Genomic DNA, 13,205 nt, shown 5'->3' on the forward strand with positions numbered 1-13,205 from the left:
CAGACATAGCTGCTTTCCCATCTCGCTTAATTACTCTGGTACTAATGCCACCTCAAGCTCTCTTGGTAAAACATGGCATAAGTCTTTGCCAATACCAAAGTCGTCTACCTGAAACGTTTGATAGCCTGCTTTTTCAACGGTAATTGAATAAAAGCCAGGGCGCTCAGCTAGCATAGCGATTGATTCCTCCCCGTCACAGGTCCCAGTGGCTGCTTCTGAAAAGTCTTCTTCGGTTGCCGTAACCGCTGTATCACAAGCAATGGGCGTGCTTGTAGATTGGTCGGTAACCGACACTATCAAGCCATTTTCCACACTGGTAGTGCAGGTAATGTCGCCCGCTGCAATCACATTACTGACTTCAATTGTGTATTCGTCGTCGGCAGTTTGAGAATTACCATCTACTTGAATTCGAGTTGGATACCCAAGCTCGGGATGATATTCAACTTTTAGCGATTCAGCACGGCTCTCTTCTAATGCTATACGGTTGAACAAGCCAGCTATGGTTTCAGAACTAAAGGTACCTTGCGGCAGGGCGACACTATTTTCTATGATGGTTTGCGATTCTACCTGGTTTGCATTTACAACCACCAAGCGGGGGCGGGTAGCGTCGTCTAAACAAAAACACGAAATGCTGTAATTAAATTGATAGTTGTCGATGTTGGCGCTTTCCCATTTTGCGCGGTTGGCATTGAGGTCTTCCAACGTATTATTTGAATCGCTGTTGCAGCCAACGAGTAAAAGAATAGCAGTGCAAGTAGTCGCGAAAGTAGCGATATAGTGAGTTAAATTATTCATAACTGTCCTTAGTTTTAAGAGCGTTTTGATTTAGTGTTGAGATGCTTTGAGTTAGTTTTGAAATAATCATTTTGAATAATAACTAATCAATAGCATTGCAAATATCACGCGTCCAATCAATAGAATGTGGCATTTTTGTGCGAATTATAACTGCAGCCTGTGACAGCTGCTGCCCAAAAAGGCTTGCTAACATTTACCGACGCTTTTTACGCCCTTTAGATTTTCTTTTGCCTGAGGGCTTATCAAAAGCTTCGAAATTGCCGTATAAATTTTCTTCTATTTTATCTTTTTTAACCGCTGGTGGTTTTGGCTTTGGTGTGAATTCAGAAATAAACGTCTTTTTAAACTGTCGACCAGTAAGGCGTTCAATTGACCTTAGCTGCTTCGTCTCGTCGTCGCTATACAGTGAAATAGCTAAGCCCTTTGATGATGCTCTGCCCGTGCGGCCTATTCTGTGAATGTAGTCTTCAGATACATAGGGTAAATCTACATTGATAACGCACGGCAGTTGCTGAATATCGATGCCTCTTGCGGCAAGGTCGGTCCCTATTAAAACTTTCAGGCTGCCATCTCTAAAGCCATCTAGTGCTTGCGTGCGCGCGTGTTGCGTTCTATTAGCATGTATAGATTCTGCAGCAATACCCATTGCTTCTAATTCGTTTCTCAATTCATCTGCACCGCGTTTAGTGCGGGTAAAAACCAATACCTGAGACCAGTCATTACTTTTAAGAAGATGAATGACGAGCTCGTGCTTTCGCTCCTTATCTACCGGGTGCAATATTTGCGTGATATTTTCAATATGATCGTGAGCCGTTGCCAGTTCAATTGTCACAGGTTTATTGAGCATGGTGGCAGCTAGTGCCTTTATTTCTTTTGAGAACGTGGCTGAAAATAGCAGTGTTTGACGCTGCTTTGGCAAGAGACTTTGTATAAAGTGAATATGCTCAACAAAGCCCAAGTCCAACATGCGATCGGCCTCATCAAGCACTAACATTTCGATATGCTCAAAATTAACATCGCCTTGTTTGTATAAGTCGACTAAGCGGCCAGGAGTGGCAATTAAAATGTCTACCCCTTGCGCTAGCTCAAATTTTTGAGGCTCAATGCGAACACCCCCAAAAACGGCCGTCGAGCGAATATTCATACCTTCGCTGTAGCTTTCAACGTTTTTAGCAACCTGCGCTGCGAGCTCTCGCGTTGGTGCAACAATGAGCGCTTTCACACAATGTGGTTTTGAAGGCTGCGTATTTGCCAGTAACTGCAAAATTGGCAGTGAAAAGCTCGCCGTTTTGCCAGTGCCCGTTTGTGCTATCGCAATGACGTCTCGACCATTGAGTACTGTTGGAATAGCGTGTTGCTGAATAGGAGAGGCACTTGCGTAGCCCTTTTCAGTAACAGTAGTGACCAATTCGGTACACAAACCTAATTCGCCAAATGATATTGGAGACGATATGGGAGGAGACGATATGGAAGAAGACGTAGAAGAAGACTGGGACGAGGGCATAAAGGATACATTCACGACGTTTGAAAATTAACGATATGATACGTGTTGTAGCGCAATGATGCGTGATTATTTGTCGACTTATTTATAATGCTTATTCGAAGGGGCCCGTTAAACGTGGTGCTTTGTTTGCGCGGTGCTACGCTTAATAAAAATGGGTGGATGTCTTCACGTTTGAATGTATTAAACATGTAGAGGTACCACATTAAACCTAAGGTTTAGACAACTAGATAAGTAGGCTTACCGAATGTGGACAGTCGAAATAGACTTTAGTTGAGCCTAACCGAATTGAAATCCGTAAGCATCACTAATAATTATCATTAGCGTGCCATATGTCCATTTGACTAGCCTTTTGTAATGAGCGTTTATGTCTCGTCTTTTGTGTCTAGTTCGTATTCGGTCTCCTGTAACCAGTCTGCATGGACAGCGTGAGGTGGCAAGCGTAAGCAGTTCAACAGGCTCGTAGCGAAAAGCGCAGACATAGCATATGAAGTTGATGCTGTGAATTCACGAGCTTTAATTAAGATTCAACATCAGGATGAGACGATGATTCTTCAAAAGAGAAATATGCAAAAACAATCTGTTAAAACGCGGTCAATGAATATCCGAACCCTGCCGCGGAAAATAGCGTTAATTGTTACGCTAGTTGCAACCTCATACGGAGCCTTAGCTCAGTCTAACTCACCAACGCAGGTGGAAATGACCGGCAGCGAAGGTACTGTGCTAATGGGCAGCGCAATAACATCATTTGATAACCCGTGGGCTATGGCGTTTTTACCCGATGGCCACAGCTTGGTGACAGAAAAAACAGGCGCAATGTGGTTGCTCGATGAAAACCAGCAAAAGCGCGCTAAAGTCGACAATGTGCCAAAGGTTACACCGCGTGGGCAAGGCGGTCTGGGTGATGTGATTGTGCACCCAGATTTTGCATCGAATAATACTATCTATGTTTCTTATGTAGAACGAGATGCTAAGGATGACGCTTTTAGTGGAGCCGTTATCGAGCGCGCCACGCTCACTATTACTGATAAAGGCGCGAGCCTATCGAACAGAGAGCTAATTTGGCGTCAATCACCTAAGGTAACTGGAAACGGACACTACTCCCATCGTATGGCGTTTTCGCCCGATGGTTATTTATTTATCAGTTCTGGTGAAAGACAAAAGTTTACACCTGCGCAGAATATGGCGATGAACTTAGGTAAAATTGTACGCCTGAATGCAGATGGGAGTGTGCCAGAAGACAACCCTTTTTATGGCAATGGTGCAGTGACAGAGCAAATATGGTCGTTAGGTCATCGCAACCCATTGGGTATCGATTTTGATGCGCAGGGTAATTTATGGTCTCACGAGATGGGCCCTCGTCATGGCGATGAGCTGAACATTATCGAAAAGGCACGAAACTATGGTTATCCAACGGTGTCCCAAGGCGATCATTACTCTGGTGTGAAAATACCAAATCATGAAGATATTCCTATTTTTAAGTCGCCGGAAAAAGCCTGGGTGCCAGCGATAAGTCCTGCAGGCTTTATTATTTATAAAGGGGATTTACACAAAGATTGGCAAGGCGATGGTTTTATCGGCGGTCTGTCTTCACAAGCGTTGGTTCGGGTTAGCTTTAATCAGGATGATAAAGGGAAGTGGAATGTTGAAGAAGCTGAGCGTTACGAATGGGGCAAAAGAGTACGTGAAGTTGAGCAAGATGGTATGGGCAACATATACGTACTTGAAGACAAAGAGGGTGGACGCCTTATAAAGCTTCAAAAAGGTAATTAAATGACCAGGGCCAGTGCTGTGACGATATAGTATTTAGTGACAAATCATATAGCGACATAGCATTTGGCGACATTATTTGTGGTACAACGATACATAGTAAAGCGGTTTTTGTTACTGTTATAAATAATGTAGATAGCGTTAGAGAAGTAGGTTTGTAAACTGCTTCCTAACGTCGCCAAAAGGTTGTGCGTTAATGGAAATAAAAGAAGCCTCTATTCAAGACTTTGATCTTATATGGCCTATTTTTCATGAGGTAGCAAAAGCGGGCGAGACCTATGCGTTTCGCACAGACACCTCAAAAGAAGAAGCACTTAATATCTGGGTCAAAACCCCCCGCAAAACTTACATAGCATTGGATGACGGTGAGGTGATAGGCACGTATTATCTTAAAACCAATCACGCCGGCCCGGGAGGCCATGTTTGCAACTGTGGTTATATGGTTGCGGCATCAGCAAGTGGAAAGGGTGTAGCAACGGCCATGTGTAAGCATTCTCAGACCATGGCAAAAGAGTTTGGTTATAAGGCAATGCAGTTTAACTTTGTTGCTTCAACTAACGAGGGAGCCATTCGCTTATGGCACAAGTTAGGGTACAACACTGTTGGGAAATTACCCAATGCGTTCAATCATCCAGCGAAAGGCTTTGTCGATGCACTGGTAATGTATAAATGGCTTTAAACCGGCAAAACAAACCTTGTAATGCTTCCCTACATTCTTTTGGAAATTTGAATTTGCAACTCGGTTTAAAACTTGAACTCATGGCCTAATTGAGGGGCCTAACTGAAGCGCCTAGTTGCAGGGCTAACTTGAATGGCCTAGTTATAAGATAAGGCCGTGACCTCAACGCTTTTTTCAAATATCCGGCGGAAAAACATCACAATTCAATAAACATGTTAAGGACAATTCATGACTTCTAACACATCAGACAGTAATCAACACGACCAATCATTAGGTGACTTTGCAGCAATAAAAACGTCAATTGCCAATGGCGACATTGATGAAGTTAAAGCGAGACTAGACGGTAAATCTCTTAAATCACTGGAAAAGGACTACCTAATAGACCTTGCGAAACTTAGTGGTAACAGTGACATTGTTGATACATTAGAAGCCATGCCGGAGGCTAAATAATAGATAGTGCGTGTATAGCGCTTTATTAGTACTTCGTAGAAAGCCAGTCGTGATTAGTAAGCTGGCTTTTTACATATTAACTCTAGCCTCAACCTCTCATTCCTCATCATTTTTTAAATTATAGCTTGTATATGCGCATAGCTGCAGGCATATTTATTTCTTCTCTGCATTCAGAGCGTTAACTGTCAGCACTGACATTGTGAACTTAAATGGATTTATTGTAGGAATCTCTGTTGTACTCCTTCTTCATTCGCTGTTGTATTTTCTTGCTTTCAACTGTGCCTATTGCTTCTGCCACAGGCGTAAAGTTTGATCTAGAGAGCGCCGCATCGCAAAGCGTGTGGAAACAGTTGCTGCATGCTGAGCAAACAGCAGTTTCGTTACATGCTAGCAGTGAAAACTTTTACTTGGCAGAAAACGGCTTCAAGTATCCCCAAGCAGAGCTTAAAGCAACGATAAGCGCTTTTAAGAACGAGCCAACCAGCCAATGCCAGTTTCCTGCGCGTAAGCTCTTTATTAACAAGCACCTGCCAGAGCTGAGCTTTCCTGATGTTAAATGCCCTCAGTATCAAGAATACTTAGATGCTTTTTCAACCCAAAGCGCAAGCCTCATATTTGCCTCAGGTTATTTAGGCAACCCTGCGTCTATGTTTGGTCACGTGTTTTTAAAGTTTAATAGCGGCTCAGAAGAGGGGCTATTAGACAACACGTTCTCTTATGGCGCCAAGGTTCCAACTGGCGAAAATAAGCTGGTTTATATCACTAAAGGTATATTTGGCGGCTACCAAGGCAAGTTCTCAAATCAGAAGTACCATCACCACCATTTAACGTATAGCGAAACAGAGCTGCGTGACATGTGGGAGTACAAGCTAAATTTAACTCAAGACGATATTCAATTTTTGCTAGCCCATTTGTGGGAGCTAGAAAATGCCACTATGACCTATTACTTTTTTGAGCAAAACTGCGCCTACCAACTGGCAAAGTTGCTCGGTTTAGTGTTCGATAAGCCGTTTATTGCTCCCAACAAGATATGGGTGATGCCGTTTGATTTAGTGGTGATGATGCAGCGCAATCAGAGCGATCAAATAATGTTTAGTGACGTTATCTACCACGGTTCACGTCAACAGACTCTGTACGATCGCTGGCAACAGCTAACCCCTCGAGAACAGCAAGTACTGCTAACAATACTGGAAAGCGCACCTCAAGAGGCGCATCAACAGCTTGCATCGTTAACGGATGCGTCTGCGATACGAGTAATAGATACACTCTACGACTATTTTGCATTTATTGAGCAAAAAGAAGACGACCTTACCGATATCCAAAAAGCGCAAAAGCGGCAGGCCATGATAAAGCGTTTTTCTATGGCACCTGTGAAGACGAGTTGGGATGTAGTGAAAAGGCGTCCTCCCCATGAGGCGCAGGACACTACTCGTATCGGCTTAGCGCTTCACGACTCGTCAGCGGGTGGTATGGCCGGTGAGCTAAATTTTCGCGCGAATTATTATGATTTACTGACGCTTAATCCGGGGCGAATTCCATATTCTGAACTCACCACGTTTAATTTACGTCTTCGGTATCTTGAAGCAGAAGGAGTGTCGGTTAAGGAGTTTACACCGGTACGCATTATTAACCTCAATGCATCTGAATCTGGGTTACCACTAGATAGCAATTGGGCTTGGAAGTTAGCTTTTGGCTACCGCGACCAAGCAAATAATTGCGTGGATTGTGGCGCGGGTTACATAGACAGTTTTATAGGGAAGTCTTGGGTATTTCGCCACAACCTTGTGGGATATGCGGCACTCAGTACTTCCATTACGAGCTCTAATCTGAATGGCGGCTTTATTGCTGTAGGTTCAGAAGTGGGGGGTGTGGCACATGTTACGCCTGAAATAGCAATGTCATTGACAGTGGGCCAACAATGGTTTGTAAATCAACCATCTAAGGACCTGCACTATCTCTCAATGTCAGCTCGATACTTAATTAATCAGCGCTGGGATGTGAGAGTTAATATTGATAATAAGCAAGGTACTGACTTTGGCGTGCTCATTTCGCATTACTATTGAAAATTAAATAAAAAATAAATTTTAAAATCAGAGGAATAATCAATGTTTAAAAAATTAACACTTGCAGCACTTTTAACGACTACTGCTTTTGCTGGAAATGTAGCAGCTGATGACCACATCAATGCGTGGAAACACTGTGGTATTGGCGCTATGATTTTTGACGACAATGGCACAGCAGCTGCTATCTCTAACATCATTTGGGATTTAGGAACTACTGCGGTTTCTTCAAAAATTTCATCTGTTGATTCATGTGAAGGCAAAATGGCAACTGCAGCTATTTTCATTCAAAACAACTTCAACAACGTCATTGAAGAAACTAGCCAAGGTTCTGGCGCACACTTAACGGCAATGCTTGATATTCTAGAAGTCAACGAAGCGGATCGTTCAGAAGTGGTTACTGCGGTACGTGCTGAAATGGCAGTATCAGTTGCAACAAACGAAGCAGCTAACCCAGAAGCTTTCTACAACGCTGTTGTAGCAAACATCTAATAGTGCTGGGCAGTGGCGTATTTACCTATAAAATTAGGTAAAGGTGCCGCTGCCCCAATTTAGCTTTCGTCTTTAGCTGATGTCGCCTGTAAATAGTAGCGGCTTTTGAGAGAGATTACTCAGCATCATCCGTAAAGTTGATACGCGCTAGGCGTTCTTTTTCTTCATCTTCAGCCGCTTGAATTTCTTCAAGAATGGCACCCACATCCGCATCTTCGTCATCATCTTCAAATTCGCCAGTCAGCGTGGAATTAGGCGTTAAATTACCTTCTTCAAACAAAGCCCACATTTCTTTGGCATAGTTCGTTTGTAATAGCTGGGGGGCAAATTCACCGTAATAGCGACGCATGTTGTTTACGTCGCGGGCGAACATGGCTTCAGCGCTATTATTGGCCGAAGCATTAACGGCTTGTGGCAAATCGATGATTACTGGGCCTTTATCGTCGACAAGGACGTTAAATTCTGAGAGGTCACCGTGAATAATGCCGGCACAAAGCATGAGCATGATGTTGTGCATCATTTCTTTGTGTTGCTTGAGCGCCTCATCTTCACTCATTGAAACATGGCCTAACTGAGGGGCCACATCGCCGCTCTCATCTGAAACAAGCTCCATAAGTAACACACCATCAATACAGCAATAGGTATCAGGTACACGTACACCGGCTTCATTTAAGCGTGATAGGGCGTCAACTTCTGCAGTTTGCCATATCTCTTCCTCTAGCTGACGGCCATAGCTTGAGCGCTTACCCATAGCCCGTGCTTGACGACCACCCCGTACCTTTCTGCCTTCTTGGTATTGAGCCGCGTTTTTGAAACTGCGTTTTACCGCGTCTTTGTAAACCTTTGCGCAGCGAATATGGTCGCCACAGCGAACAATAAACACATCGGCTTCTTTGCCACTCATTAAGCGGCTTACTACTGCATCAATTAAACCATCATCGACAAGGGGTTGTAGGCGTTTAGGTATTTTCACAGCGTGCCTACTAAATGGGGGAGGTGTTTAGTCATGTTTTAAAGCATTGCTCTTTATTTAAGTAAATTCAGCCATAGTATATCAGTCTTAAAAATCAAGAGCATTAATGTTGGCCATTTCCTCTATGTAGCCTCAACAACACGGTTACCTGAATCTAATTGTGTTCCGCCCGTCTTGTTTTGCTTGATAAAGCGCGTTATCTGCTCGCTTTATCACCTCTTCAGGTGTTTGCTTATGTGTTTTTTTGACTTCAGTAATACCAATACTGACCGTAATTGAAAACGGGGTCGTGCCTTCAGTGAAAGAGGTTTTTTCAACGCATTGTCTTATCCTCTCGGCAATGACCATTGTATCCTCTTGCGACGCATTATGAATAATAGCTAAGAACTCTTCACCCCCGAACCTACCTAAAATATCGACTTCTCTAAGTTGTGAAGAGGCAATTTCGGTGAATTTAAGTAACACGTCGTCACCAACAAGATGGCCATGGTTATCGTTAATAGCTTTAAAATGGTCTAAATCCATGAGCATTATTGAGAACGGTAGATTATCTCGTTCAAAACGAGATAGCTCTTCGCTTAATGCGTTAACTATTTCGCTTTTGTTCCACAACTGTGTCATGGCATCTCGGCGAGCGCGCTCTTCTAACTCAGCTTCAAGGTGTTTGGTATCAGAGATATCAACCATATAGCCTGTCCAAACTTGATGCCCTTCATAGAATTCATCACTTGGCTTAGAAGACAATCTAATCCAAATCGTACCTTTTGCTGGATTGTTTATGCGAACGTCTGAAACAAAAAAGTCGCCCTGTTGGTTTGCATTATTATCTTCTGCTTGCAGTCGTTCTAAGTCGCTGGGATAAACTATACTCCAGAAATTATCGATATCGCCCATCATGTCTTTAGCGTGTAAACCCAGTAAATCATTGCTGCCAGCACTTACATACAAAAGTCTCCCATCGCCGTTAGGGAATAGCACGTATTTGTAAAGTACGCAGGGCGCGAATTCCAACAGATGCTCTAATTCAACAAGAGATATATTTGTGTGCATTTAGTGAAAAAGTCCTTTTCAGTTTTTATAATTAAAGCATAGCTACATGTTGATGAAATCACCAATATCGACGGCTCTACCAGCGATACGGTTTAAAGCTACCATAATAGCTAGCGTGTAGAGGTGCCGTTTGTGTTTAGGTTAACCTTAACTGCTTCATGTATTTCAGCAAGCGCGCAACTCATTATTTCAAGCTGTTTGTCAAAGTCTGTTTCAAAGTCTTCTGCTCGTTCTTCTTGGTTTTGAATGGTGAGTTCGACAGAGCGTGTTAATTCAGCGAGTTCGTAAGCACCAATGTATTTAAGAGCAGTACTGTAAATATGCACAATTCGGGAGATTGAAGGGTAATCTTTATCAGCAATGGCCAGCGAAAGTGCATCAAGTTCTGCTTGCAGTGCTAAAAAGTCGGTAAGCAAAGTTGTATATAAAGATTCATCGTTAAGCAAAGACTGCATTGCTCTTGCTTTATCGATACGAGTAAGTGCTTTAAGAGGTTTAGCGTTGGCAGGTATTTCGTTCAACTCGTTCGCTTCAATACCGACTGCAGTAGTCTTATGTTCGCGAATTAAGGTTGCCAGTACACTAAATAGTTTGTCCGGCTCGACAGGTTTATTGAGGTGAGCGTTCATGCCCGCCGCGATACTTTTGTCGATGTCTTGCTGCATAGCATGTGCTGTCATAGCGATAATAGGCATCGTAAGCTGTAGTTCACCGCGAATGACTTTGGTTGCTTCTAAGCCATCCATTTCGGGCATTTGGATATCCATAAGCACTAAATCAAAAACGCTATTGCGACGAAGTATATCGATAGCCTCTATGCCATTATTGGCCACTTGAATGTTGGCGTGAGTATCTTTAAGTAAACCTAAGGCCACTTTCTGATTAAGCGCATTATCTTCAGCTAGCAGAATAGTCTTACCGGCAAGGTTCGGAAATCCAGACACGTCTGTCTCTATTATTTCTGCACTTGCGCGGTAATCTAGACACAGCTCCTGAATATTATTGATGAGTTCACTGGCTCCGAAAGGCTTTTTGATAAAGGTCTTAATACCGAGGCGCGTTGCCTGCTCGCGCATTTGGGCCGACTCAAACGCGGACAGCATAATGACTTTGGGAGGCTTAGCAGCAAACTCTTGATTCATGATCGCGACAACTTCAAGGCCGTCAATGTCGGGCATTTTCCAATCTAAAATAAGCAAGTCGAAAGGTGCATTGTTAGCCGTAGCGTTGCGTAATTTGGCTATGGCTTCTTGACCGCCGGTGGCAAGATCAGCCTCAATATTAGCCATCAATAACGCTTCTGATATTGCGTGCCGTGATAAACTTACATCATCTACAACCAACACTTTTAGGGCAGACAGCTGTTTAGAGGGTGATACTATCTTTACTGCTGAATTGCGTTTTACGTTTACCGTAAAGTAAAAGCTAGCGCCTTTGCCTAACTTACTTTCAACCCATGTTTTTCCGCCCATTAATGAGGCGAGCTGCTGACATATGGCTAAACCCAATCCGGTTCCCCCATAGCGACGAGATGTAGATTCATTGCCTTGATTGAAAGGCTGAAACAGCCTGTTTTTTTCCTTGTTATTCAAGCCAATGCCAGTATCTTTTACTTCAAATTCGAGCAGTACGTTGTCGGCGACAAGTTCACATCCCACGCTAACAGATACCAGTCCATCGTCGGTAAACTTAAGCGCATTGCTTAAAAAATTGTTTAAAATTTGCTGTATGCGCAGCGGATCCCCAATTAAATTGTGAGGAACATCTCTGGCAATGTGCTGAATTAACTCAATCTGTTTTTCGTTGGCGCGGGGCAGGTGATATCGAATTGCCTGATTAACCAAAGCGTCAATATTGAACGGCGTCGACTCAATATCCATTTTTCCCGCTTCAATTTTTGAAAAGTCGAGAATATCGTTTACTACGCTCAATAGTGTTTTCGATGCACCTTCTATTTGTAACAGGTTGGTTTGCTGGTCTTTACTTTCGGCAGCGCGCTGAGAAAGTTTTGTAAGCCCAATAATTGCATTGAGTGGAGTTCGTACTTCATGACTCATACGAGCAAGAAAATCAGATTTTGCGTCGGTAGCCTTTTGCAGTTCTTTTGCTAGCTTATTGAGAGCACTGCGCTGTTGCCGAGTTCTAAGCAATAAGCTTATTACTAAAATTAAAGACAAAATAACGCCGCCAATAAAATAAAGCTGAAAAGTATTGGTTTTTTGTTGGATAATATTACGTTGCTCTTTTAACTGATTGTCTTTCTCAAGCAGTTGTATCGTGTCTTCTTTTTCTGCTATTGCTAAACGCACGCGATTTAACGCGAGTAACCTAGACTGTTGTTCGTTAAAACTTTGCTTATAGGTTTCTTGAAACTGCTTTGAATATTGCAGGGCCGACTGATAATCGTTTGTTGATTCAAAGAGTGAAATGAGTTGTTCTAAAAACCTAAGCAGCAGCGCCTTGTCGCTCTTTACCTCTTCTTTTTTTAGTCCTGCCTCAAGCTCGCTGATAGCCAGTTCGACTTCACCCCGCTGTAAATAAATTTCAACCAGCTGTAGCAGACGAGGTCCCTCGGTATATCGAAATCCAACCTTGCGATCTGCTTCTGCGGCTTTGTTGAGGCTTCGTAATGCTTCACTCATATTACCTTGCGCGATGTATAGCTCTGCCATAGAGCTATACACAATGCCAACAAAGGGGTAGTTGATTTCAATCAGAATGTCATCTGCTAGCAGTAGGCTAACTTTCGCATCCTGATAATTGCCTAACTCTTTGTGTGCATAGCCTTGAAAATAATAAGCAATACCTTCACTTTCTCTGTTCCCTAATCGTTGCGCCGAAGAAAGATATTGATGGCTAAACGACAGTAACTTTTCAAAGTCTTCGAGGGAGGCATACACATTTCCCATTGCACTGTATACCGACAGCACTTCGTCGCTATTTAACTGACTATATACCTCAAGAGAATGATTCAAGGCATCTAGTGCTCGCCCATGCTCGCCAGAGAAATCTAAAATAAATCCTTCCAACCGAAATGACTCGGCAAGGGCTAATTCGTTATTACCAACCTTGGCATATTCGCGTGCATCTAAAAGCTGTTGATAAGCTGATACATAATCTTGTTTTAAAATATCGCGATAGGCTTTTAAGTTAAGAAATCGGGCGTGATGGTAATCGTTGGGGTGTTCAGTGAAGTACTGAGAAAGCCCTTTAACCGTGGTTTCTACAGATGACTCGTTTTGTTTGATGCGCTCTTCAAGAGAGTTTAATAGCGCGGGTGTGGGTTGTATCTGGCCAAGGCCGCTTTCTAACGTGTTATTTTGAACAAGCGTACTTCGAAGCGGCATATTTTGCATAGCCATCACTGTTTTCACCGAAAAACCGGTGAAAACAACAACGAAAAAAATAAACTGCTGTACTGCAACTCTCACGTCA

11 protein-coding genes are annotated in these 13,205 nt (G+C 43.1%); 6 read left to right on the plus strand and 5 right to left on the minus strand.

The genetic code is table 11. From position 1 onward, the window contains the following. Positions 1 to 30 precede the first annotated feature (30 nt). Positions 31 to 795, minus strand: a complete 765-nt coding sequence (locus GTQ48_RS01430) for a DUF6174 domain-containing protein (RefSeq protein WP_163104717.1) — start codon at positions 793 to 795, stop codon at positions 31 to 33. A 193-nt stretch (positions 796 to 988) separates the two neighbouring features. Further along, positions 989 to 2,236, minus strand: coding sequence for a DEAD/DEAH box helicase (locus GTQ48_RS01435; protein WP_163105065.1), 1,248 nt, complete (start codon positions 2,234 to 2,236; stop codon positions 989 to 991). Between GTQ48_RS01435 and GTQ48_RS17790 the strand changes: the two genes are divergently transcribed. From GTQ48_RS17790 to GTQ48_RS01460, 6 genes are all read left to right on the plus strand, one after another. Beyond that, positions 2,196 to 2,330, plus strand: a complete 135-nt coding sequence (locus GTQ48_RS17790; RefSeq protein ID WP_275405588.1) for a hypothetical protein — start codon at positions 2,196 to 2,198, stop codon at positions 2,328 to 2,330. The genes GTQ48_RS01435 and GTQ48_RS17790 overlap by 41 nt on opposite strands. Before the next feature lie 533 nt (positions 2,331 to 2,863). Then, positions 2,864 to 4,069: a PQQ-dependent sugar dehydrogenase gene (locus tag GTQ48_RS01440; protein WP_163104719.1), complete on the plus strand. Its 1,206-nt coding sequence runs from the start codon at positions 2,864 to 2,866 to the stop codon at positions 4,067 to 4,069. Positions 4,070 to 4,262: 193 nt separating this feature from the next. Continuing rightward, positions 4,263 to 4,745, plus strand: coding sequence for a GNAT family N-acetyltransferase (locus GTQ48_RS01445; protein WP_163104721.1), 483 nt, complete (start codon positions 4,263 to 4,265; stop codon positions 4,743 to 4,745). A 228-nt stretch (positions 4,746 to 4,973) separates the two neighbouring features. Further along, positions 4,974 to 5,195 carry a hypothetical protein gene (locus tag GTQ48_RS01450; RefSeq protein WP_163104723.1) on the plus strand — a complete coding sequence of 74 codons (222 nt, stop codon included), beginning with the start codon at positions 4,974 to 4,976 and terminating at the stop codon, positions 5,193 to 5,195. 233 nt (positions 5,196 to 5,428) lie between these two features. Further along, the gene (locus GTQ48_RS01455) at positions 5,429 to 7,258 is read left to right on the plus strand and encodes an Lnb N-terminal periplasmic domain-containing protein (RefSeq protein WP_203565043.1); all 1,830 of its coding nucleotides are present in this window, start codon (positions 5,429 to 5,431) and stop codon (positions 7,256 to 7,258) included. Positions 7,259 to 7,300: 42 nt separating this feature from the next. Further along, the gene (locus GTQ48_RS01460; protein ID WP_163104725.1) at positions 7,301 to 7,747 is read left to right on the plus strand and encodes a DUF3015 family protein; all 447 of its coding nucleotides are present in this window, start codon (positions 7,301 to 7,303) and stop codon (positions 7,745 to 7,747) included. Between the two features lie 115 nt (positions 7,748 to 7,862). Here GTQ48_RS01460 and GTQ48_RS01465 read toward each other — a convergent pair whose 3' ends face one another. The 3 genes from GTQ48_RS01465 to GTQ48_RS01475 form a co-directional block, all read right to left on the minus strand. After that, complete coding sequence (locus tag GTQ48_RS01465; RefSeq protein ID WP_163104727.1) at positions 7,863 to 8,720, minus strand: PA4780 family RIO1-like protein kinase; 858 nt, start codon at positions 8,718 to 8,720, stop codon at positions 7,863 to 7,865. A 144-nt stretch (positions 8,721 to 8,864) separates the two neighbouring features. After that, a complete protein-coding gene (locus tag GTQ48_RS01470) occupies positions 8,865 to 9,770 on the minus strand; it encodes a sensor domain-containing diguanylate cyclase (RefSeq protein ID WP_163104729.1) in 906 nt (301 codons plus the stop codon). A gap of 110 nt (positions 9,771 to 9,880) precedes the next feature. Beyond that, a complete protein-coding gene (locus GTQ48_RS01475) occupies positions 9,881 to 13,201 on the minus strand; it encodes a hybrid sensor histidine kinase/response regulator (protein WP_338023269.1) in 3,321 nt (1,106 codons plus the stop codon). Positions 13,202 to 13,205: the final 4 nt, after the last annotated feature.

The organism is Alteromonas genovensis, from assembly GCF_010500895.1.
Classification (GTDB): domain Bacteria; phylum Pseudomonadota; class Gammaproteobacteria; order Enterobacterales; family Alteromonadaceae; genus Alteromonas; species Alteromonas genovensis.

Coding starts and splice junctions, on each gene's coding strand:
- GTQ48_RS01445 (WP_163104721.1), top strand. CDS start 4,263: ATGGAAATAAAAGAAGCCTCTATTCAAGACTTTGATCTTATATGGCCT.
- GTQ48_RS01440 (WP_163104719.1), top strand. CDS start 2,864: ATGCAAAAACAATCTGTTAAAACGCGGTCAATGAATATCCGAACCCTG.
- GTQ48_RS01460 (WP_163104725.1), top strand. CDS start 7,301: ATGTTTAAAAAATTAACACTTGCAGCACTTTTAACGACTACTGCTTTT.
- GTQ48_RS01430 (WP_163104717.1), bottom strand. CDS start 795: ATGAATAATTTAACTCACTATATCGCTACTTTCGCGACTACTTGCACT.
- GTQ48_RS01450 (WP_163104723.1), top strand. CDS start 4,974: ATGACTTCTAACACATCAGACAGTAATCAACACGACCAATCATTAGGT.
- GTQ48_RS01470 (WP_163104729.1), bottom strand. CDS start 9,770: ATGCACACAAATATATCTCTTGTTGAATTAGAGCATCTGTTGGAATTC.